We start from the raw sequence: 20,920 nt of genomic DNA on the forward strand, positions 1-20,920 counted from the left end.
GCTCAAACCTCTTCCAGGGAATTCATAAACGCTTCCATCTCGTCCCAGTCCTGGGCGTTGTGCGGTTGCTGCGCGGCTAACTCGTCGGCCAAGTCAGCCAACAGCGGCCGCTCGAACAGGCTGCGCAGCGGCAGGCTGACGCCCAGTTCGCGCTTGATGCGCGCAACCACTTGCGCGGCCAATAGTGAATGGCCGCCGAGGTCGAAAAAGCTGTCGTCCAGACCGATACGCGGCACCTGCAACACCTCGCTCCAGATCGCCGCGAGGCTGATTTGCAGCTCGCTTTGCGGCGCGCGGTAGTGCCGCTGTAATTGGCTGGGGTCGGGTTCTGGCAAGGCGTTGCGGTCGAGCTTGCCGCTGGCGGTGAGCGGCATTTTGTCCAGCAACAGCCAGTGGCTCGGCACCATGTAATCCGGCAGCGCGGCTTGCAGGCGGGTGCGCAGTTGCTGGCGGAAGGCTTGCTGCGCGGCGGCATCGTTGAGGTCGATGTGTTCCGCTACCACATAGGCCACCAGCGTGGCGCCACTGCCCAGGTCGGGCGCCAGCACCAGCGCTTCGCGCACGCCTTGGCACTGTTGCAGGCGCGCTTCTACTTCGCCCAGCTCCAGGCGGAAGCCGCGAATTTTCACTTGATGATCGACGCGGCCGATGTACTCCAGCGCGCCATCGGCACGGCAGCGCACGCGGTCGCCGCTGCGGTAAAGGCGCTGGCCGGGCGTGAACGGGTCGGCAATGAAACGCTGCGCCGTCAAGGCTGGCTGGCCGTGGTAACCCTGGGCCAAACCAGGGCCGCCGATATACAACTCGCCGATCACGCCCTGCGGACACAGGTTGAGGTCGGCGTCGAGCACATATAGGCGCGTGCCAGGCAACGGTCGACCAATCGGAATGCCGCGCCAAGTCACCTGCTCGGCAGCCAGCCCCGTGCAGTCGTGAATGCTCGACACCACCGTCGCCTCGGTCGGCCCATAGGTATTGAGCAGCCGCACCGCACCCAGCCCGGCCTGCTGCGAAAAGCGCAAACCGTCCACCGCCATGGCTTCGCCGCCGACGTGAATCTGGCGCAGATTGCCGAATGAACGGGCTGGGCCTTTGGCGAAATCCTTGACCAGCATGTGCCAGTACGCGGCGGGCAAATCCGCCACGGTGACGCCGTGTTGCTGCACGGCGTGCAACCAGGTTTCGCTGTCCCACGGGCGTGAATCACGCAGCACCACGGCGGCGCCACGCAGTAACGCGGGGTAAAACTGCTCGACGAAGCCATCGAAACTCACCGTGGCAAATTGCAACACACGGTCGGTGGCCTGGAGTTCGCTGTAATCCGCCGCCAGTTGGCTAAACCCGGCGAGCGCACCGTGGCTGACGGCCACGCCCTTGGGTTGGCCGGTGGAGCCGGAGGTGTAGATGACGTACGCGAGTTGCTGGGGATGAATCGGCAGATTGAGGTTTTCATCGTTGCCGATTTGCTGCACAGCCACGCGGGTGACGCCGGGCAGTTCAAACGCCTGCGGCTCATCGCTGAGCAGCCACTGCGCGCCGCTGGCCGCACAGACTTGCGCCAAGCGCTCGGTGTGGGTGCTGGAATCCAGCGGCACATAGGCGGCGCCGGTCTTCAGTACCGCCAGCAGCGCAACCGGCAAGCTCAGGTGACGCCCCGGCATAACGGCCACTAAGCTGCCGGCGCCGACGCCCAACGCGCGCAAGTGCCGAGCCAAGCGGTTGGCGCTCTGATTCAGTTCGCGGTAGCTCAAGGTGGCTTGGCTGTACGCCAATTGCACCGCCAACGCGTGCGGCGTGCGTTCGGCTTGCTGTTCCAACAGCTGATGCACCGGTGTGTCGGCCGCCGGCATTTGCAGGTAGGCATTGTTGGCGTGCTGGCGTTGCACATCGGCGTCAGTCAGCAGCGGCATAGTGCCGATGGCGGCCTCGGGCGTTTGCGTCACGGCGCGCAGCAACTGGCACCAGTGCGCCGCCAGCTGCTCAATGGTCTGGGCCTCAAACAGGTCGGTGGCGTAGGTAAATGCCGCCAGCAGGTGCTCGCCCTCCTCGCGGGTTTCCAGCATCAGATCGCTGGCGGCTGCATGCTGACGGCCATTCGCCGCGCCCTCGTGCGCCTGCAACAGCGCCACCTGAAGGCCGCCACTCAGCTGCATGGCAGTGACATCGCTAACCAACGGCTGATGATTGAACATCACCTGAAACAGCGGGTTGTGGCTCTGGCTGCGCGACGGCTGCAACGCCTCCAGCACGGCATCGAACGGCAGCTCCTGATGGGCTTGTGCAGCGGTGCTCGCCTGCTTCACCTGCGCCAGCAATTCACTGAAGCGCAACGCACCGCTGAGCTGGCTGCGCAGCACCTGGGTGTTGACGAAAAAACCGATCAACCCTTCGCTTTCCCGGCGCGTGCGGTTGGCAATCAGGCCGCCGACGCGGATGTCTGTTTGCCCGCTGTAGCGATGCAGCAGCACGTTGAAACTGGCCAGCAACACCACAAACAAACTCACCCCACTGCGCACGGCCAGCGCCCTGAGCGCCTGTTGCAAATCGGCATCCACCCGCAGCTCCAAGCGCGCACCGGCATGACTGGGCACGGCTGGGCGCGGGTGATCAGTGGGCAATTCCAGCAACGGATGATCCTCGCCCAGGTGTTCGCGCCAATAGTCCAGCTGCCGCTCGCGCTCCCCGGCCTCCAACCAACTGCGCTGCCACAGCGCGTAGTCGCGGTACTGCACCGTCAGCGCGGGCAATTGCAAAGGCTGCCCGGTGGCGAAGGCGTCGTAACCGGCCATGAACTCCTGAATCAGAATGTTCATCGACCAACCGTCGGCGATGATGTGGTGCATGGTGAGCAGCAGCACATGCTCCTTGTCCGCCAGGCGCAACAGCTGCACCCGCAGCAACGGGCCGGTGCTCAGATCAAACGGCTGCGCCGCCTGCTGCGCGGCCCAGTGCTGGGTTTGTTGCTGTTTGGCGGCGGCATCCAGCGCGCTTAAATCGGTGAACTGCACGGTCAGCTCGGCGTGTTCCGCCACCTGCTGAAACGCCACGTCGCCGCGCTGAACGAAGGTACTGCGCAGACTTTCATGACGCTGCACCAGCGCCTGAAAACTGCGCTGCAAGGCGTCCCTGTCCAAGGTGCCCAGCAACCGCACCGCACTGGGCAAGTTGTAGGCCGCGCTGTGCGGCTCGAGCTGCCAAAGGAACCACATGCGTTGTTGCGCATACGACAGAAAATCCCGCTCGGCGTGGCCTGGCATCGAGACGATGGGATAGCTGCTGAAATCGATTCGCTCATCGCGCAGCGCCGCCAAAAACAAACGGCGCTTTTCGGCGGGCAACTCAAGGAAACGGCGGGCCAGGGAAGATTCAATCGTGCTCATCAGTCGTCCAATCGAAAAGGCGAGCGGGGATTCCGCAATACCCAATGGACGAAAAATGGTGAGGGGGATTTAGGGGGAAGTTGGGGATCGCCGTTTCCAGGGAATCGCGGCTAAAGCCGCTCCCACAGGACGGCGAATTGGCTTGTAGGAGCGGCTTTAGCCGCGATGCTGTTGATCTACCGCTTGTGATCTGGCTTGTGATCTACCCGCCCCATTCATCGCAGGCCGAATGGAATCGACGCGTAGGGGGTTGAGCGGCCGGGAGCCGCGAAAGGCGTGTCGGGCCATGGATGGCCCGTCTCGCCGGCCCCCGGAGCGGCGATGGAATGAGGGAAGTCGGAGCGCAGCGTAGACCCAAGGTAGGGGCGAGCTTTTTTTGCTTACTTTTTCAGCGACTGGAAAAAGTGAGTCGCGCGTAAGGCGCGAAACTAAACGTTCAGCACACGCGGTAATGAATACCGACGCACTTCACATCGGTGTACGGCTTGAGATTCTGGATCCCCGCGTGCGCGAGGATGACGGAGGTTTTGGTTGAAATTCGCGTAAGGCGCTAAAGCAAACGTTCAGCGCACGCGGTAATGAATTCCTGCGCACTTCACATCGGTGTACGGCTGGAAATTCTGGATCCCCGCGTGCGCGAGGATGACGGAGGTTTGGGTTGATATTCGCGTAAGGCGCGAAGGCCATGTTCAGCCTGACGGTGTTGACCGCCGCCTGCGCGAGGATGATCGAAACTCAGATCAGAATCGCGGCCCATAAAAAAACCCGGCCGAAGCCGGGTTTTTTTCATCAAGCCAGACTAATTACTTAGCCTGAGCCTCAACTTCCGCCTCAACGCGACGGTTTACAGCGCGACCTGCATCGGTAGCGTTATCCGCAACCGGCTTGGACTCGCCATAACCCACAGCATTCACGCGATCACCGCCTACGCCATACTGGTTAACCAGCACGTCACGAACGGCGTTGGCACGACGCTCAGACAGTTTTTGGTTGTAGGCATCAGTACCCACTGAGTCCGTGTGACCTTCGACAGTGGTCGAGGTGTCTGGGTATTGCTGCATGAAGTCAGCCAGGTTTTTGATGTCGCCGTAGCTTTCTTCTTTGACTTTCGATTTGTCGAAGTCGAATTTCACGTCCAGCTCAACACGCACCACTTCAGCCACTGCTGGGCAGCCGTCAGCGTCGACGGTCACGTTGGCAGCGGTGTCTGGGCACTTGTCGACGTTGTCGCACACGCCGTCGTTGTCGCTGTCGGTGCAGGTAGCAGGCGCTGCAGCAGCCGGAACCGGCTCAGCCGCTTTCTTGCCACCGCCGAAGTTCACACCGATACCGACGCTTGGCGCCCACTCGGTGTTGCCTTGGTCGATGTTGTACTGCGCTTCAACGCCGGCACGGGCGTAGAAGTTTTCAGTGAAATACAGCTTCGCCCCGCCGCCCAGGTTGGCGAAGGTGGAACGGTCGCGGCTGTTGCTTGCGTTCTGGTCGATGCTCTGGTCAGAGAAGCCAGCCGACAGGTACGGACGCACCATGTCGCCAGGGGCATTGAAGTGGTACAGGGCGTCCAGCGCAGCGTTAGCGCCTTTCACGTTGGTACCGCTGTCTGTACGGGCGTTATGAACTTCGTCGTAGCCCAGTCGCAGCTCTACGTCGTCGGTGAGGAAGTAGCCAATCGAGCCGCCGAACAGGTTGCCGTCATTATCAAAATCACGGGTGCTGTCGAAGTACTGTTTCTTGGCGAAGCCTTCAATCTCAACCGCACCTTGGCCTTGAGCCAACGCTTGGAAAGAGCTGGCGGCGATCAGCGAACCGATTACAACGCCTAAGGTGTTTTTCAATTTCATCCGTAAAGTCCCCATTCAGATTGTGCGCAGTTAAACCAATACAAATTCTCGACTAGGACAACGTAGTAGAAGAACACCACTGCCGCGAACCCTAGCCAAACAAATTTTTACAACTGGCCCTACGCCAGCCGTGGCCTCTAGCTTGCTCAACTGAGATATCGGCGAAATTCTTTCGGTTCAACAAATAAATTCAGGTTGGCCAAATTCGACCGTTTGGGCAGATTTCCGGCCGGCCGCGCAACCCAATCGCCGCACCTAAGCTAATAACCAAATAGTATTTATTTGTTACTTCTTAGAACCATTATTCTCTGCGTCACCGGACCACCGGACCTCTCTTCCTTATTAGTCACTGTCCAGTGGTCCGCCCGCTCTTCTCAGCGCTGCGGAGCCCGTTGAGGAGTATAAAAATGAAAGCGCTCACCCCGCTCCGCCTGCTGGCCGCCCTGGCCATTTCCAGTTTCGCGTTAAGCACCCAGGCCGCCGATTTCACCGTTGCCTACCAAACCACTGTCGACCCGGCCAAAGTTGCCCAGGCGGACGGTGCGTACGAAAAGGCCAGCAACAGCAAGATTGATTGGCGCAAGTTCGACAGCGGCGCCGAAGTGATTACCGCCGTGGCCTCCGGTGACGTGCAGATTGGTTACGTCGGTTCCAGCCCACTGGCTGCCGCTGCAACCCGCCAACTGCCCGTGCAAACTTTTCTAATCGCCACCCAGATCGGCGCCGCCGAGGCGCTGGTGGCGCGTAATGGGTCGGGCATCAATTCCCCGCAAGACCTGGTCGGCAAAAAGGTCGCCGTGCCGTTCGTTTCCACCGGCCACTACAGCCTGCTGGCTGCGCTCAAGCACTGGAACATCGATCCGAAGCAGGTTGAAATCGTCAACCTGGCACCGCCAGCCATCATTGCTGCCTGGCAGCGTGGCGACATCGACGCCACCTACGTCTGGGACCCGGCGCTGGGCAAGGCGAAGGAAAGCGGCAAGGTGCTGATCACTTCGGGCGAACTGAGCAAGCTCGGCGCGCCGACGTTTGATGCCTGGATCGTGCGCAAAGACTTCGCCGCCAAGCACCCTGAAATCGTTTCGGCGTTCGCCAAGGTCACCCTCGACGCTTACGCCGATTACCGCAAAGACCCCAAAGCCTGGCTCGCCGATCAAGGCAACATTGCCAAAGTGGTGAAGCTCTCCGGTGCCAAAGCCGACGACATTCCCCTGCTGCTGCAAGGCAACGTGTTCCCGCTGGCGGCTGACCAGGTTACCGCCCTGGGTTCACCGACCACCCAAGCGATCACCGACACCGCGGGCTTCCTCAAGGAGCAAGGCAAGGTTGACGCCGTGCTGCCGGATTACTCGCCCTACGTCAGCGCCAAGTTCATCCAGAACTGACCCCACCTTTATTCCAGCCCTGGCGGCAGTGCCGACCAGGGCTGTTTGCGGGAGCACGACCATGAGCTTGTCCTTTTCCCGCCGCCTGCTGGCTACTCTGGTGATCGCCGGCCTGAGCGTTTCTGCTCAGGCGCAAGACATCATCATCGGCTACCAAACCGGCATCGACCCCAGCAAAGTGCCGCAAGCCAATGGCGGTTATGAAAAAGCCATCGGCGAAAAACTCGACTGGCGTCGTTTTAACAGTGGCGCCGAAGTGGTTACCGCCATTGCCTCTGGCGATGTGCAGATCGGCAACCTCGGCTCCAGCCCGCTGGCCGCCGCAGCGACACGGGGTCTGCCAATCGTGACCTTTGTGGTCGCCGCGCAAATTAACTCGGCCGAAGCCTTGGTGGTGCGCAACGCCAGCGGTATTCAAAAGCCGGCGGACCTGGTGGGCAAAACCATCGCCACGCCGTTTGTCTCCACGTCGCACTACAGCCTGCTGGGCGCGCTGAAGCACTGGAACATCGACCCCACCAAGGTCAAGGTGGTCAACCTCAACCCGGCGCAAATCACCGCCGCGTGGAAGCGCGGCGACATCGACGGCGCGTTCGTTTGGTCGCCAGCGCTGGGCGAAATCAAGAAAGACGGCAAGGTGCTCACCGACGCCGCCGAAGTCGGCACCTGGGGCGCGCCCACCTTCGAGGTTTGGGTAGCGCGCAAGGACTTCGCCGAGAAGCACCCTGAAGTGTTGGCCAAGTTCGCCAAGGTCAGCATCGACGCCTACACCGCCTACAACGCCAACAAGGCGGCGTGGACGGCCGATTCCGAGCAGGTGAAGGAAATCGCCCGCCTGACTGGCGCCAATGCTGCCGACGTGCCCGAGCTGCTGGCCGGTTCGACCTTCCCGGAAAGCGCCGAGCAGAAAACCCTGCTCAACGGCCAAACCGCCAAAGACATCGCCGCCACCGCCGTTTTCCTCAAGGAACAAGGCAAGGCCGATGGCGTGCTGGCCGATTACTCGCCGTATGTGAGCAGCCAGTTCGTGCAGTGAGTTCAGCGACTACCACGAACCTGTAGGAGAGGCTTCAGCCTCGATTCCTGAAAACGACAATCCAGGCACGCCTCCCCCCACAGCGGCCCCATCACACAGAGAGACACCTCACATGGCCTTACTCCAACTGGAGCGCATCAGCGCACGGTATCCGGGCAATTCTGCCCCGGTGCTGGCCGACATTTCCCTGACCCTGGGCCCACAGCAATTGCTGGTGGCGCTCGGGCCGTCTGGCAGCGGCAAAACCTCGCTGCTTAATTTGATTGCCGGTTTCGTCGCGCCGAGCGGTGGCCGCATCACGCTTGATGGCGTGCCGGTGCAAGGCCCGAGCGCCGAGCGCGGTGTGGTGTTTCAAGACGACGCCCTGCTGCCCTGGCAAAACGTGTTGGACAACGTCGCCTTCGGCCTGCAACTGGCGGGCGTGGCGCGGCCGGCGCGGCAAGCCAAGGCGCGTGAAATGCTCGCACTGGTCGACCTTGCCGGGTTTGAACAGCGCCAGGTTTGGCAGTTGTCGGGCGGACAGAAACAGCGCGTCGGCCTGGCCCGCGCCCTGGCCGCCGACCCACGGGTGCTGCTGATGGACGAACCCTTCGGCGCGCTCGACGCCTTTACCCGCGAACAGATGCAAGAGCTTCTGCTGCAAGTGTGGCAACGCAGCGCCAAGCCGGTGTTCCTGATTACCCACGACATCGAAGAAGCCGTGTTTCTGGCCACCGATCTGGTGCTGCTGGCGCCCAATCCGGGCCAGATTGTCGAGCGGCTGCAGCTGGATTTCGGCCAGCGCTATGCCGCCGGCGAACCGGCACGGGCGATCAAGTCGGATCCGCGTTTTATCGAAACCCGCGAGCACGTGCTGGCGCAGGTGTTTTCACAACGTTTGGCCATTCAAGCGGAGGCCCGCGCATGAGCAGCTACGAAGCCAGCCTGAGCACCAGCAAAACCAGCCCCGCGCTGGATGTGTTGCCCCAGTCGAAACCGCAGCGCCCGGCGCTCACCACCCGCCTCATCAGCGTGCTGACCCTGGTCGCACTGCTGGCACTCTGGTGGGCTGTCACCGCCTTCGGCCTGATCGAACCGCTGTTCCTGCCGCCGCCTTCGGCCGTGCTGCAGAAGGGCTGGCTGCTGGCGACCACCGGTTACATGGAATCGACGCTGTGGCAGCACTTGGGCGCAAGCCTCGGGCGTATTGGTTTGGGTCTGCTGATTGCGGTACTCACCGCCATTCCCGTGGGCATCGCCATCGGCCGCCACCGCATTGCCCAGGGCATTCTCGATCCGCTGATCGAGTTTTACCGCCCTATTCCACCGCTGGCTTATCTGCCGCTGATCGTTATCTGGTGCGGCATTGGCGAACTGTCGAAAGTGCTGCTGATTTACCTGGCGATATTCGCCCCAATCGCCATTGCCACCGCCACCGGTGTGCGCACCGTCGACCCGGCCAAACTGCGCGCCGCGCAGTCGCTCGGCGCCACGCGCGGGCAGCTGATTCGCCACGTGATTCTGCCCAGCGCCCTGCCCGACATTCTCACCGGTGTGCGCATTGGCCTGGGCGTCGGCTGGTCGACGTTGGTGGCGGCCGAGCTGATCGCGGCCACCAGCGGCCTGGGTTTTATGGTGCAGTCAGCGGCGCAGTTTCTGGTCACCGACGTGGTGATCCTCGGCATTTTGGTCATCGCCATCATCGCCTTCGCCCTGGAAATGAGCCTGCGCGCCCTGCAACGCCGCCTCGTACCCTGGCACGGCCAAAGCCACTGACGCGTCGGCTATGACCGACGCGCACCCGCCCTTGTGCGCACACCCTTTTTGCACCACCACTGCCACGTAAGAGAACGACCATGAGCCTGCACATCACCCCCTTGAGTTCCGCCCTGGGCGCCCAGGTTGAAGGCGTTACCCTCAGCGAGCCGCTGAGCGACGCCAACCGCCGCGCCATCGAGCAGGCGCTGCTGGATCATCAGGTGCTGTTCTTCCGCAACCAGCCCATCACGCCGCAGCAACAAGCGCGCTTTGCCGCGCAGTTCGGCGACCTGCACATTCACCCGATTTACCCCAACGTGCCGGAACAGCCCGAAGTGCTGATTCTCGACACCGCCGTCACCGATGTGCGCGACAACGCCATCTGGCACACCGACGTCACCTTTCTGCCAGAGCCGGCGATGGGCGCGGTACTGAGCGCCAAGCTGCTGCCGGCCAAAGGCGGCGACACCCTGTGGGCCAGCGGTATTGCCGCGTATGACGCGCTGTCGGCGCCGCTGAAAAATCTGCTTGATGGCCTGACCGCCACCCACGATTTCACCCGTTCGTTTCCGCTGGAGCGCTACGGCAGCACGCCGAAAGACTACGCACGCTGGGACGAAACCCGGCGCAAGCATCCACCGCAATCGCACCCCGTTGTGCGCACCCATCCGGCGAGCGGGCGCAAGGCGCTGTTTGTGAGTGAGGGCTTTACCAGCAAGATCAACGAACTCGAACCTGCCGAAAGCCAGGCCCTGCTCAACTTCCTGTTCGCCCACGCCACCAAACCCGAATTTTTCGTGCGCTGGCGCTGGCAGGAAAACGACATCGCCTTTTGGGATAACCGCGTGACGCAGCACTACGCGGTGGATGATTACCGACCGCAACGGCGGGTGATGCAGCGCGCGACGATATTGGGCGACCGGCCGTTTTAGAGAGCGTCCAGGCTTGCCGCTTGCCGTTGATGCTCGTCCCAAGGCGCTGGGGTGGGAGAAAATGCCGTCCTGCCCAAACGCAAAAAAAGCCCGCACTCGGCGGGCTTTTTCGTTGTGGCGATTAATCAGCCAGCAATTTTGCGATCCAGCGAGAACTTGCCGGCGCCTTCCACCAGCAGCGTGGCGCTGATAACGGCCAGAATCAGCGCGTATTCAAAGCCGTTGGTGGCCATAAAGAAGCCGTTGCCGATGTGCACCGCGAAAATGGCGACCAGCATGGCGATCACCAGCGACAGGGCCGCTGGGCGCACCAACAAACCGATTACCAGGGCCAAGCCACCAAAGAATTCGGCGCTGCCGGCCATCAGGGCCATCAGGTAGCCCGGGGTGATGCCGATGCTTTCCATCCACTGCCCGGTGCCGTCCAGGCCGTAGCCGCCGAAAAGACCGAAGAGTTTTTGCGAACCGTGGGAAGCGAACGTCAGACCGGTGACGACGCGAAGAAGAGTGATGCCCAAACCTGCACGAGTGGCGAGTACGGTGTTGATCAGCTTGTTCATGGTGCGTTCCTTGTTGAGGCTAAGTAGGTGTTGGTGGGCGTATTCTAAATAATCAATTCGATACGACTAGCGGCATTTTCGCGTTAAACCTATCTAATTTGTAGATGTGTCATTGTTTTTATAGCGAGATTTGCAGGGTTCGCCAGCAAGCTGGCTCCTACCATTCCGGTGTCGGCGGGAAGGCGTTATTTCTTGGTAGTCGCTACTTTCGCTTTGGGGATTAGCTGCTCGCGCTCGCGGTCGTACGCCAGGTAGTACTTGTTCACCGCGTTGACGTAGCTGACCACGCCCATGCCCACCTGCTCCATGGCGATGCGTTCCACTTGGAAGAACCACTGGTTAGGGTTCAGACCACGTCGTTTGGCTTCAGCGCGAAAGCCCTGCACGCGCTGCGGGCCAAGGTTGTAGGCGGCGAGCACAAAGGCCATGCGCTCGCGCTCGTTGATTTGCGCGCTACTGAAGAAGTTGCGGCGAATGCGCGCCAGGTACTTGGCGCTGGCCTGCACGTTGCCCTCCAGACCTTTTACATCGCTGATGCCAACGCTGCGCGCGGCCGCCGGGGTGATTTGCATCAAGCCGGTAGCACCGCCGCTGCCGCGAGCCGCTGGGTTGAGGGTCGATTCTTTGAATGCCAACGCGGCGAGGGCCAGCCAGTCGATGTCCTGCTCGTTGCCGTAGCGCTGCAGCACCGGGCGCACTTTCTCCAGGCGCTGCCGGTCGCTGCGCGCCAGCGGGTCATGGACTTTATAAATGCGGCGGTAAATGCGCTGGAAGGCGACGTCCTGATCGGTTGGCGTGCTATAGCCGCTGAGAAAACGGTCGATGGCGGCCCGCAGCATGGGCGCGTCCGGCCGCACGAACCAGTTGATATCGCCCTGCTCGCTCAGCACCAGTTGCCGATCGATGCGCAGCTTGGGCATCACTTTCAGCCAGCGCTCGGCAATCGGCAGCTCGACAGCGGTGTACGGGAAAATCCCGGCCTCGACCATTTCGAGCACGTCTTCGACGGCCAGGCTGGGGTCGACCCATTCAACGCTGATGGGCGCCAATTTGCGCAACGCCAATTGCTGGTTGACGGTTTCCAACGCCTCCGCCGCCGCGCTACCCGCCGGCAATGCCAGGCTGCGGCCCGCCAGTTGGTCAAGGCGCTGATAGCGTTTGCTGCCTTGGCGAGCAACGAGCACCAGCGGCACTTGGGCGCGAATCGCCACGCTCGGGCTGACGTCCTGGCCGCTGCGGGCGTTAAGCAATTCGCCGGGCACCACCAAATCGCCCTCGCCGCGCTGCAAGGCGCCGAGCAATTGGTCTTTGGCTTTGGGGATGATCTTCAGGGTTAGCGGGCGGCCGTCGCGGGCGTTGCGGTTGAGGTACTGCTCGAAGGCGCGTAGGCGGTGGTATTCAAGGCCGATGGCTTGGCCTTTTACTTCGCCGGAGCTATTACGGCTCTGGTTGACCAGCACTCGCAATACGCCGCTGCTGCGAATTTTACTGAGGTCGCGCACCTGACTCGGATGCTGCCAGCCTTCCTGCGGCCCGGCCAAACGCGCAGCCGCCGGCAACGGCAGCAGCACCAGGCACAGTAAAAGCAGCAACGCTCGGGTCATTCAGTCTCCAGATGCCACGCCTACCAACGGACGCGGCACCATCAATATCGGCCGCCTAAAAGTGGCGGCACCGGGGCGGGTTCCCCGGCAAAGGGCGCGGAGGGTCGCACAGCGCTCGGCAGGACGCCAGCCTAAGCGTGTATCAACTTTAACAAGCGCTCATAAATAGCTGTATTTTATAGCTTTATAGATGTTCATGGGGAGATGGTAAGCTGCACCGCTCCGCAGTGAGGTAGCACGATGCAACTCATCGACATTGGCGTCAATCTGACCCACGACAGCTTTGCCCAGAATTATGAAGCAGTGCTCGCCCGCGCCTTTGAGGCCGGCGTGCGTCAATTGCTGCTCACCGGCACCAGCCTGGAGGGCAGCGAAAAAGCCCTGGACCTGTGCCGCCGCGCCGACGAAACCGGCGCGCGGTTGTTCAGCACAGCGGGCGTCCACCCTCATGACGCCAGCAGTTGGACCGGCGCAACGGCCGGGCAACTTCGCGCCCTATTAAAAGAAGACCGCGTACGCGCCGTTGGCGAATGCGGGCTGGATTTTAACCGGGACTTTTCGCCTCGTCCGTTGCAGGAAAAAGCCCTGGAAGAACAGTTGGCCCTGGCCGTGGAGCTGAAGATGCCGGTGTTCCTGCACGAGCGCGACGCCAACCAGCGGCTGCTGGAGATACTGCGCGATTACCGCGACCAGTTGCCGGCAGCTGTGGTGCATTGCTTCACGGGGAAAAGCGGGCGCTGTTCAGTTACCTGGATTTGGACTTGCACATCGGCATCACCGGCTGGATTTGCGATGAACGTCGGGGCACCCATCTGCATCCACTGGTGAAGGAAATTCCGGCCGGCCGCCTGATGCTGGAAAGCGACGCGCCCTACCTGTTGCCGCGCACATTGCGCCCCAAACCGAAGAACGGCCGCAACGAGCCGGCGTATTTGCCTGAGGTTTTGAAAGAAGTGGCAACGCATCGGCAGGAAACGCCGGCGTATCTTGCAGCGCATACCACTGACTGCGCGCGGGCGTTTTTCGGTTTGCCCGTGGTTGAGGCGCCTGGCGATTAACAGTCAGAACGGGGTCATGTGGGCAATCATCGCGGCTAAAGCCGCTCCCACAGGTTGGGCGCTCTGCGGGGCGGCTTCGCGTTTTACCGTTCCCGCATCCTCAATTCCCCGCTATTGATCATCCAGTGCGTAAACGCCGCCAGCGACACCTGATAGCTGCACACCACCAGCGCACTGGCCCCGGGCCGGTAATTTTCGAAGTAGCAGTTGAGCACCAGGGCGCGCCCATCCTCGGAAACGCTCAAGCCCTCCTCGCGGTAGTGCAATTCGCCGTCATGGCGTTCGATGTCTTGGCGCACCACGAGCACCGGTTGCGGGGCACTAGCCATGGCTTACTCCAGTTCGCAGCCGCGATAGCGCTCGGCCGCGTTCACAGCGCCTAATTTTCCTTCCGCTACCAACCGCGCCCGGGCAGCGGCGGTGGTAGTCGCGCAAGGCGCTGTAGTAGTCGGGCCCGGTTTCCAGTTGATCGGTGAGCGGCAGCGCTTCGGCGCGGCCATCTACGGTGGAGCCAACTGTGTTAATGGTGCCGATGGTGGCCACGGTGTCGCTGTTATCGCCGAACGGGGAAAACAGGAAGTTGGCCACCCGCCCGACGCTGTCGCGACTGTTGGCCGAACCCAGCAGTGGCCATTCCAGCACCGGACCGTCGCCAATGCCCCACACACCAAAGGTCTGGCCGAAATCAGCCTTGTGATGCACCAGCCCCATGCGCCCGGCTGTGTCGAACAGACCCGCCACGCCCAACAGCGTGTTTATGGTGAACCGCCCCACAGTGTTCATGGCCCGCTGGCCGTTGCCTTGCAGCACGTCGTTCACAAATACCTTGGGCTCGGCAAAGTTCGCGGCGAAGTTATGCACGCCGTCTTGCACCGGCTGCGGCAATTTGGCGTAGCCACGGGCCACCGGCTGCAGCACGTATTCATCGGCTACGCGGTTGAAGCCGAACACGCTGCGGTTGACCGGCTCGAGCGGGTCGCGCAGTTCATAACCAATCGCCGCGCAATCAACCTGACGCTCCGTATGGCTGCACCCCCACCAGTGGCGCCAGCACCGCACATACGCCCAGAAGCTGAACCGCTTTTACTGCCGACATAACGCTCTCCTTTGACTGAATGCCGGCGAGCTTGGCGGGTGGTTTTTGCGCGAAGATGTCTGCTTGATGGCGGCGCGGCAGCAATGTTGCACGGTTGAAATATATGACCGGTCGGGGCAAATGGTTTTAGATAGCGGCCTGCCCCACCACCGGAACCGACCACCTGTGAACCGACTGCTGATCGTGGACGACGACGTCGAAATCCTGGCCTTGCTGAAGAAGTTTTTCGTTCAACACTCGTACGAGGTGGCGGTCGCCACCGATGGCGACGCCATGTGGGCCGCCATCGCCCGGCAGCGTCCGGATGTGATTGTGCTCGACGTCATGCTGCCCGGTCAGAGCGGCCTGAGCCTGTGCCAGCGGCTGCACAGCGAGTGGCGAATTCCGGTGATCATGCTCACGGCGATGGCCGAACTGAGCGACCGCATCATCGGCCTGGAGTTGGGCGCCGATGACTACCTGAGCAAGCCCTTCGATGCCCGCGAGCTACTGGCCCGGGTACGTGCGGTGCAACGCCGCGCGGGCGAGGCGCCCAAACCGCTCACTGATAATGAACGGCCAATAGTGATATTTGCCGACTGGCAACTGGACGTTACCCGCCGCGAATTGCGCTCTCCCGACGGCGTGATGATTCCGCTGTCGGCGGGCGAATTCGAGTTGCTGCTGGTATTCGTCGAGCACCCCGGGCGCATTTTGAGCCGCGAACAGTTGCTCGACCTGTGCCACGGTCACGCCCATGACGCGTTCGACCGCAGCATTGATGTGCAAGTAAGCCGCCTGCGCCGCAAGATCGAGCCCGACAGCAAACGGCCGGACATCATTCGCACCGTGCGCAACGGCGGTTATCAATTCAGCCCTAACGTCAGCCGTCGATGAACTGGCCGCGCCGCCCCACCGACACCATCGCCCGCTGGATCGCCCTGACCATCGCCTTGGCAATGGCCGCTGCGCTCGTGCTGAATCTGGTGTTTACCCAATTGGCTGGCGTTTGGGCCAAGCCGGCGCTGCCCCAGAGCGGACTATTGGAGAAGATCGCGCTCAGCGCACGCATCATCGAAGCCGCGCCTGCTGACATGCGCCTGGAATTGGCTCGGGCCAGCGGTGAAGCGAACTTTGTCGTCAACTGGTTTAGCGAGCGCAAACAAATCGACCTGCCCGCCACCGTGGACGGTTACGAAGAAGGTGATGCGTTGCTGCACAAGCTGCTCGGCCCTGCTGCCATCAGCGTTGAAGGTTACAGTCCAGACGACTGGCCAGCGCCCAATCGCGACCGGCCTTACGTGTTGGTGATGCAATTGCGCGATCACAGCTGGCTGACCTTTACCGCGCCAGATCGCAGCTGGGGTCTGGACCCGGCCGTGCGCCTGGCGATTATTGTCAGCCTTGGCTTGATCGCCATCATCGCCGTCGCCTGGTTTGCCACCCGCCAACTGGCCTTGCCGCTGCAACAATTTGCCAACGCGGCGCGACGCTTGGCAGTGATTTTCGGGCGCCGCCCATCGAGCCAATCGGGCCGCAGGAAATTCGCCAGGCGATTCTCGCGTTTAACGCCATGCAGGCGCAGATCCAACATTTCGTGGCAGATCGCTCCCAGATGCTGGCGGCTATTTCCCACGACCTTCGCGCCCCGCTCACCCGCATGCGCCTGCGCGGCGAGTTCATTGAGGACAGCGAGCAGCAGCGCAAACTGTTCCGCGACGTGGACGAGATGCAAAGCATGATCAACGCCGCGCTCGACTTCTTCCGCGACGATGCCCGGCTGGAAGTGGCCACGCCGTTCGACCTGGCCGAATTGCTGCAAACCTTGCGCGACGACTACCGCGACCAGGCCATCGAGCTGCCTTTTAGCGGACCGTCGAAGCTGGTGTACACCGGGCGTCCGGTGGGGCTGAAGCGGGTGATGACCAACCTGGTGGACAACGCCCTCAAATACGCGCACTCGCCTGCGCTGTCGCTGCGCACAACAGATGCCGGCATTGAAATTGAGGTTAACGACAGAGGTCCCGGCATTCCGGAACATGCGTTGCAGCAGGTATTTGAGCCCTTTTTCCGCCTGGACAGTTCAAGGAATCCCAATTCTGCTGGGGTCGGCCTAGGCCTTTCGGCAGCACGAGCCATCGTGCGCGAACACGGCGGGGAGTTACAGCTGGTCAACCGCGCCGACGGTGGGCTGTCGGCACGGCTCTGGCTGCCGTGGAATGGATGAACTCAGTTGGCCGGCACCGTGTGAACTTCAATTTGCAGGCGCAGTGCAGTTCGTAGCGCATTGAAGATGGCGGCCAGGTTATCCATGTTGGGATTGCCGGTGGGCGACAACATGCGGTGCAGGCTTTTGCTCGGTTTTTGCGTTTCGACGGCGAGCTGTTCGAAGCCGATGGTGGCGTTCACCAGATCGCGCAGCACCAGACGCGCAACGTCGGGTTCGCCATTAAGGAAAAGTGTGGCGGCTTCGTGAAGCAGAGATTGGGCGAACGCCGGTTCGCGTTCAACGCGGTCGACGATGGTTTGTTTGAAATCGCGGGTTAGCGCCATGGTGGCGTCTCCTCTATGCCGGCTCCGCTGGCAATCAGCTCGGCTTTACGTGCTTTGTATTCTGCGAACAGCGCTTGTGCCTTGTGGATGTCGGCGGGCTGAGTGGCTTTGGTGCCGCCGCCGAACAAGACGATCAACGTGTCGCGTTCCTTTGCCAGGTAAATGCGATAACCCGGCCCCCAATCGATTCGGTACTCGCCAATACCGCTGAACCACTTGATGGCTGACGTATTGCCCAACTCCATCCGGACCAGCGCAATAGACACCTTCGTAGCTGCCTGAATAGACAGCGAATCGAACCATCGCTTATAGGGGCTGGACTCATCCTTGCGTAAATACTCAACGACTCTTGGCATTCGAATAGTAACCTATGTGTTACTTAGTGGTAAAGCTGATAATCCATTTATCAGCCGAACCAGCATGCCAAGCGCTGCGCGGCTTGCCCGCAGGACTCATTGGAGTTGGGTTTGGGAAGGATCTAGCTAAAGAAGGAGTAATGGCGGCTCGCGCCTAGGCCCGCGCGAAGCATTTCGCGTTTTTCTGAAAGCGCCCGACCGATCGCGGTCGAGCACGGCTTTCTACGCAAGGATCACGTGCCCGCTTTCGCCGCGATGACGGCGCATTGTGGCAAACAGCGTGATTGAGCTTTTTGCGACTTACCACGCCCCACTAATCTGCTCCGTCAACGGCATTTGCTCGCCCAGCTTGAAGCTGCGCACACCGATGCTGGCTTTCTGCGGGCAGTAGACGGCGCGGCAGTTGTCGCCAAGGTCTTCGGCAACCAAACGATCGGCTTGGGCGGAAATACGCAGCACGCATTGGCTGGTGCTTTCCTGATAGCTGTAAACCCCAGGGCTCTGTTTTTTGGCGACGCCGCGCATGCGGCAGGTGAGGTCGTCGCGCCCGGCGGCGGTCAGCGCGAACTTCAGCGTGCCGTCGAGCAGGTTGATTACTTCGATGGTGTCTTGGCCGTTGACCCTTCGACCATCGGGTATTTCCAGCCAATCAGCGTTTGCGGGCAGTACAGCAATAAGCAGAAGCAGCGAAACCACACACTTGGAGTACATGGCAGAGATTCCTTAAGCCAGGGCGGGAGCCTGGCAATGTGCGCGTTTGTCGGCGGTATAACGCAGAACGCCGACGCCCCATAAGTGGTGGCGTCGGCGCAGTGGTTAGACAGCTCGGTATTATTTTGTTTTTTTCGCGCTGGCTGCGTGAAGTGCAGTCAGTTGGTCCGAAGCGGACTGCAACCTGGCCTTGATTGCCAGCAGTTCATCCTGACGTTCAACAATCACTCGCTTCGCCGGGCAACGGCCGGTAAGACCGCGCAGCAACATGATGCTGCCCAAGGCAGCGCGCACACTGCCTATCACGCCCCCGCGGCGCAGGCCGGTGCCAACCATGGCGGCACCGCTGGTAATGCACATTGCGCGTTCCCAGCCATGAACATTTTGCGGGTGGGCCTCGAGCTCGCGGGCCAACGCTTCAAAAGCGACCATAACCTTCTCCTTGTTTTCGTTCGGTGGCCGTAACGACAGTTCGTCACGCCCTACACAACCGACCGGTTCCGATGGCAAGCGTTCACTGTTTGCGGTTTTGTTACTGTCAGGCGTAGCGCGCGTCTTGCGGTTGCGGCAGCTCGGGGTTTTCGCCCGGTTCGCCACGGGGCAGTTCTGGCGGCACGTCATCGGGCACTTCTGGCGGGGTTTCGTCCGGCACCTGGGCGTACAACTCTGGCAGGCGCACCACAAACTCTTCGCCAGCCAGGCGGTCGCTAAAGAAACTTTCCAATACTTTTTGTCGATGCGTTCATGGTCGCCTCCTGCTTTAAACGACGGGTTTAAGACGGGTTAGAAAGAAATACGACGGCGGTTGAACAGGGTCTGCATGGCGCGCAGGCTCAGTTCCTGACCGCTGTAGGTCGGAAGCTTGTGCGCGGTGCAGTGAGCGCTGGTGCCGCTCAATGCGTTATCGCGGATCAGCACTTCGCGTTTGATGCTCAGAATTTCGTCGTTGGCAGCGGCTTGGCTGTAAACGGTTTTTCCGGCGATCACTTTGATCAGCGCTTCGTTATTGGCGCTTTTCAGGGCCAGCACAAAGGTGCCGTCCGGGCGTGGTTGCAACGACACGTCATGGCTTGGGAAGGCAGATACATAAAGATCGGTAAGAAGTTGCATGACGTGCTCCTGAAGAAGGTCTATTCGCTCAGGACTAAAATTGCAAGATGAACGCCAACCTGCAGAAACTATTTTTCTCGTTATATTTCAATCACTTGAAAAACCAACAAAGCGTGCTTCGCAGGCAATCTGCACGAAGTACCCGGTTGGCCATCATGCAAATTGCATCCTGAAACCACCTGAACCCCCTCGCCCTGCCCCGGTCACTAAAACACGCTTAGCCAACAGAGCCCTTTCCGATGCTTGAGGATTTTCAACGCCAGTTTCCTATCGCCGAATTGAAAACAGTGCTCGCCGCTGCCATCACCGTCTTGGTGCTAATGCTTGCAGCACGGCTGGTAACCCGGGTCCTTGCGCGCCTGGCCAAACCCTTTGCGTTTCCTCGTGAATTGGTGAGGCAGCTACGCGATCCGGTCTGCGTGCTGTTGCCCCTGCTCGGGCTGCAAACTGTGTGGACTGCAGCCGACGACAGCTTCCGCCTGATCGGCCCGCTGCGCCACGTCACCACCTTGGCCATCATCGGCGCCTTTACCTGGCTGGGCCTGCGGGCGGTGGCCGCGGTGCAGGAGATGATCCTGATTCACAACCCGGTGGACATCGCCGACAACTTGCGCGCCCGCCGCATCCAAACGCAAACCCGCGTGCTGGTACGCACCCTGAGTTTCTTCGTCCTGCTGTTCGGCCTGGCCGCCATGCTGATGACCTTCCCCAGCGCCCGCCAATTCGGCGGCAGCCTGTTGGCGTCGGCGGGGGTCGCGGGCTTGGCGGTGGGCTTCGCGGCCAAGCCGGTTTTGGGCAATCTGATTGCGGGCCTACAAATCGCCATGACGCAGCCTATCCGCCTGGACGACGTGGTGATCGTCGAGAACGAATGGGGCCGAATCGAGGAAATCACCGGCACTTACGTGGTTGTGCGCATCTGGGACGACCGCCGCCTCATCGTGCCGCTGCAATGGTTTATAGAGAATCCGTTTCAGAACTGGACCCGCTCCTCGTCCTCGCTAACAGGCGCCGTCATCTTCTGGGTCGACTACGCCATTCCGCTTGAGCCGCTGCGCAAGGAACTCGAACGCCTGCTCAAGCAAGTGCCGCAATTGTGGGACGGCCGTGTCAGCGTGCTGCAGGTGGTCGACACGTCCGACCGCGCCATTCAACTGCGCGTGTTGGTGAGCTCGCGCGACTCGTCCAGCGGCTGGGACTTGCGCTGCTATATCCGCGAGAACCTGATCAATTTCATCAGCCACAAACACCCCGATTGCCTGCCGCAATTGCGCGCTGCGTTTCAAAGCAGTCCGACCCACCACGTGGTGGATCCCCACGTGCACGAGCCGATTGCCGAACCGGAACGCCAACCCCCCGTGTAATCGGCCAGCGCGCCTTGCCGCCGCTGCGCACGACGAGCGGTTGACTGGGAAAAAAGTAGAAACTTTTTCGCGGACCGGCCAGTCAGCACTTACGTAGGGGCAAGACCTGTTCCGACAGGGCCAAACCACTCCAACACACTTATTCGAATTCGTATTGGCGTAGCCGATGCGAAGCGTTTTTTTACGCGACTGACAATCTTTTTTTGCGCGGTCGACTT

Annotated in this window: 18 protein-coding genes and 3 pseudogenes; 9 read left to right on the forward strand and 12 right to left on the reverse strand. The window is 61.1% G+C overall.

Annotated features, from left to right (window positions below):
- Nucleotides 1-2: 2 nt before the first annotated feature.
- Nucleotides 3-3,380 (reverse strand): amino acid adenylation domain-containing protein, encoded by a 3,378-nt coding sequence (locus tag ACZZZP_RS11575; RefSeq protein WP_463382809.1) that lies wholly within the window; start codon nucleotides 3,378-3,380, stop codon nucleotides 3-5.
- 803 nt (nucleotides 3,381-4,183) lie between these two features.
- The gene (locus ACZZZP_RS11580) at nucleotides 4,184-5,221 is read right to left on the reverse strand and encodes an OmpA family protein (RefSeq protein WP_122495867.1); all 1,038 of its coding nucleotides are present in this window, start codon (nucleotides 5,219-5,221) and stop codon (nucleotides 4,184-4,186) included.
- Nucleotides 5,222-5,628: 407 nt separating this feature from the next.
- Here ACZZZP_RS11580 and tauA (ACZZZP_RS11585) point away from each other — a divergent pair, with 407 nt between their 5' ends.
- The 5 genes from tauA (ACZZZP_RS11585) (at nucleotide 5,629) to tauD (ending at nucleotide 10,311) form a co-directional block, all read left to right on the forward strand.
- The gene (gene tauA, locus ACZZZP_RS11585; RefSeq protein WP_463382810.1) at nucleotides 5,629-6,606 is read left to right on the forward strand and encodes a taurine ABC transporter substrate-binding protein; all 978 of its coding nucleotides are present in this window, start codon (nucleotides 5,629-5,631) and stop codon (nucleotides 6,604-6,606) included.
- 61 nt (nucleotides 6,607-6,667) lie between these two features.
- On the forward strand, nucleotides 6,668-7,642 hold the full coding sequence (tauA, locus tag ACZZZP_RS11590; protein ID WP_463382811.1) for a taurine ABC transporter substrate-binding protein: 975 nt from the start codon (nucleotides 6,668-6,670) through the stop codon (nucleotides 7,640-7,642).
- Between the two features lie 112 nt (nucleotides 7,643-7,754).
- A complete protein-coding gene (gene tauB / locus ACZZZP_RS11595) occupies nucleotides 7,755-8,549 on the forward strand; it encodes a taurine ABC transporter ATP-binding subunit (protein WP_463382812.1) in 795 nt (264 codons plus the stop codon).
- Nucleotides 8,546-9,397: a taurine ABC transporter permease TauC gene (gene tauC, locus ACZZZP_RS11600; protein ID WP_463382813.1), complete on the forward strand. Its 852-nt coding sequence runs from the start codon at nucleotides 8,546-8,548 to the stop codon at nucleotides 9,395-9,397. Before tauB ends, tauC begins: the two co-directional genes overlap by 4 nt.
- 80 nt (nucleotides 9,398-9,477) lie before the next feature.
- Entirely contained in the window at nucleotides 9,478-10,311 is an 834-nt protein-coding gene (tauD, locus tag ACZZZP_RS11605; RefSeq protein ID WP_463382814.1) for a taurine dioxygenase, read from the forward strand.
- A 125-nt stretch (nucleotides 10,312-10,436) separates the two neighbouring features.
- On the opposite strand, the gene ACZZZP_RS11610 is transcribed toward tauD, so the two are convergent.
- Complete coding sequence (locus tag ACZZZP_RS11610) at nucleotides 10,437-10,871, reverse strand: DoxX family protein (protein WP_463382815.1); 435 nt, start codon at nucleotides 10,869-10,871, stop codon at nucleotides 10,437-10,439.
- A gap of 185 nt (nucleotides 10,872-11,056) precedes the next feature.
- Complete coding sequence (locus ACZZZP_RS11615) at nucleotides 11,057-12,475, reverse strand: MltF family protein (protein WP_463382816.1); 1,419 nt, start codon at nucleotides 12,473-12,475, stop codon at nucleotides 11,057-11,059.
- A gap of 240 nt (nucleotides 12,476-12,715) precedes the next feature.
- Here ACZZZP_RS11615 and ACZZZP_RS11620 point away from each other — a divergent pair.
- Nucleotides 12,716-13,533 (forward strand): annotated as a pseudogene (locus ACZZZP_RS11620) (TatD family hydrolase).
- A gap of 83 nt (nucleotides 13,534-13,616) precedes the next feature.
- Here the strand turns inward: ACZZZP_RS11620 and ACZZZP_RS11625 are convergent.
- Together ACZZZP_RS11625 and ACZZZP_RS11630 are read right to left on the reverse strand one after the other, a co-directional pair.
- The gene (locus ACZZZP_RS11625; protein WP_463382818.1) at nucleotides 13,617-13,862 is read right to left on the reverse strand and encodes a hypothetical protein; all 246 of its coding nucleotides are present in this window, start codon (nucleotides 13,860-13,862) and stop codon (nucleotides 13,617-13,619) included.
- 3 nt (nucleotides 13,863-13,865) lie between these two features.
- Nucleotides 13,866-14,592: pseudogene (locus ACZZZP_RS11630) on the reverse strand (MlaA family lipoprotein).
- Nucleotides 14,593-14,794: 202 nt separating this feature from the next.
- Between ACZZZP_RS11630 and ACZZZP_RS11635 the strand changes: the two are divergent.
- Together ACZZZP_RS11635 and ACZZZP_RS11640 are read left to right on the forward strand one after the other, a co-directional pair.
- On the forward strand, nucleotides 14,795-15,505 hold the full coding sequence (locus ACZZZP_RS11635) for a response regulator (RefSeq protein WP_463382820.1): 711 nt from the start codon (nucleotides 14,795-14,797) through the stop codon (nucleotides 15,503-15,505).
- Nucleotides 15,502-16,835 (forward strand): annotated as a pseudogene (locus tag ACZZZP_RS11640) (ATP-binding protein). Before ACZZZP_RS11635 ends, ACZZZP_RS11640 begins: the two are co-directional and overlap by 4 nt.
- Before the next feature lie 2 nt (nucleotides 16,836-16,837).
- On the opposite strand, the gene ACZZZP_RS11645 reads toward ACZZZP_RS11640, so the two are convergent.
- From ACZZZP_RS11645 to ACZZZP_RS11670, 6 genes are all read right to left on the reverse strand, one after another.
- Entirely contained in the window at nucleotides 16,838-17,161 is a 324-nt protein-coding gene (locus ACZZZP_RS11645; protein ID WP_122495845.1) for a transcriptional regulator, read from the reverse strand.
- Nucleotides 17,152-17,517, reverse strand: coding sequence for a type II toxin-antitoxin system RelE/ParE family toxin (locus ACZZZP_RS11650; RefSeq protein ID WP_122495843.1), 366 nt, complete (start codon nucleotides 17,515-17,517; stop codon nucleotides 17,152-17,154). Before ACZZZP_RS11650 ends, ACZZZP_RS11645 begins: the two co-directional genes overlap by 10 nt.
- 300 nt (nucleotides 17,518-17,817) lie before the next feature.
- Complete coding sequence (locus tag ACZZZP_RS11655) at nucleotides 17,818-18,228, reverse strand: hypothetical protein (protein ID WP_463382822.1); 411 nt, start codon at nucleotides 18,226-18,228, stop codon at nucleotides 17,818-17,820.
- Between the two features lie 120 nt (nucleotides 18,229-18,348).
- On the reverse strand, nucleotides 18,349-18,660 hold the full coding sequence (locus ACZZZP_RS11660) for a YgaP family membrane protein (protein WP_163016667.1): 312 nt from the start codon (nucleotides 18,658-18,660) through the stop codon (nucleotides 18,349-18,351).
- Nucleotides 18,661-18,766: 106 nt separating this feature from the next.
- Nucleotides 18,767-18,952 (reverse strand): hypothetical protein, encoded by a 186-nt coding sequence (locus tag ACZZZP_RS11665; RefSeq protein ID WP_463536538.1) that lies wholly within the window; start codon nucleotides 18,950-18,952, stop codon nucleotides 18,767-18,769.
- 59 nt (nucleotides 18,953-19,011) lie between these two features.
- Nucleotides 19,012-19,338 carry a hypothetical protein gene (locus ACZZZP_RS11670; RefSeq protein ID WP_122495836.1) on the reverse strand — a complete coding sequence of 109 codons (327 nt, stop codon included), beginning with the start codon at nucleotides 19,336-19,338 and terminating at the stop codon, nucleotides 19,012-19,014.
- Nucleotides 19,339-19,577: 239 nt separating this feature from the next.
- Between ACZZZP_RS11670 and ACZZZP_RS11675 the strand changes: the two genes are divergently transcribed.
- Complete coding sequence (locus tag ACZZZP_RS11675; protein WP_463536539.1) at nucleotides 19,578-20,702, forward strand: mechanosensitive ion channel family protein; 1,125 nt, start codon at nucleotides 19,578-19,580, stop codon at nucleotides 20,700-20,702.
- Nucleotides 20,703-20,920: the final 218 nt, after the last annotated feature.

The sequence above is a fragment of the Pseudomonas sp. AC211 genome, assembly GCF_979258055.1.

Coding starts and splice junctions, on each gene's coding strand:
- ACZZZP_RS11575 (WP_463382809.1), bottom strand. CDS start 3,380: ATGAGCACGATTGAATCTTCCCTGGCCCGCCGTTTCCTTGAGTTGCCC.
- ACZZZP_RS11580 (WP_122495867.1), bottom strand. CDS start 5,221: ATGAAATTGAAAAACACCTTAGGCGTTGTAATCGGTTCGCTGATCGCC.
- tauA (WP_463382810.1), top strand. CDS start 5,629: ATGAAAGCGCTCACCCCGCTCCGCCTGCTGGCCGCCCTGGCCATTTCC.
- tauA (WP_463382811.1), top strand. CDS start 6,668: ATGAGCTTGTCCTTTTCCCGCCGCCTGCTGGCTACTCTGGTGATCGCC.
- tauB (WP_463382812.1), top strand. CDS start 7,755: ATGGCCTTACTCCAACTGGAGCGCATCAGCGCACGGTATCCGGGCAAT.
- tauC (WP_463382813.1), top strand. CDS start 8,546: ATGAGCAGCTACGAAGCCAGCCTGAGCACCAGCAAAACCAGCCCCGCG.
- tauD (WP_463382814.1), top strand. CDS start 9,478: ATGAGCCTGCACATCACCCCCTTGAGTTCCGCCCTGGGCGCCCAGGTT.
- ACZZZP_RS11610 (WP_463382815.1), bottom strand. CDS start 10,871: ATGAACAAGCTGATCAACACCGTACTCGCCACTCGTGCAGGTTTGGGC.
- ACZZZP_RS11615 (WP_463382816.1), bottom strand. CDS start 12,475: ATGACCCGAGCGTTGCTGCTTTTACTGTGCCTGGTGCTGCTGCCGTTG.
- ACZZZP_RS11625 (WP_463382818.1), bottom strand. CDS start 13,862: ATGGCTAGTGCCCCGCAACCGGTGCTCGTGGTGCGCCAAGACATCGAA.
- ACZZZP_RS11645 (WP_122495845.1), bottom strand. CDS start 17,161: ATGGCGCTAACCCGCGATTTCAAACAAACCATCGTCGACCGCGTTGAA.
- ACZZZP_RS11650 (WP_122495843.1), bottom strand. CDS start 17,517: ATGCCAAGAGTCGTTGAGTATTTACGCAAGGATGAGTCCAGCCCCTAT.
- ACZZZP_RS11655 (WP_463382822.1), bottom strand. CDS start 18,228: ATGTACTCCAAGTGTGTGGTTTCGCTGCTTCTGCTTATTGCTGTACTG.
- ACZZZP_RS11660 (WP_163016667.1), bottom strand. CDS start 18,660: ATGGTCGCTTTTGAAGCGTTGGCCCGCGAGCTCGAGGCCCACCCGCAA.
- ACZZZP_RS11670 (WP_122495836.1), bottom strand. CDS start 19,338: ATGCAACTTCTTACCGATCTTTATGTATCTGCCTTCCCAAGCCATGAC.
- ACZZZP_RS11675 (WP_463536539.1), top strand. CDS start 19,578: ATGCTTGAGGATTTTCAACGCCAGTTTCCTATCGCCGAATTGAAAACA.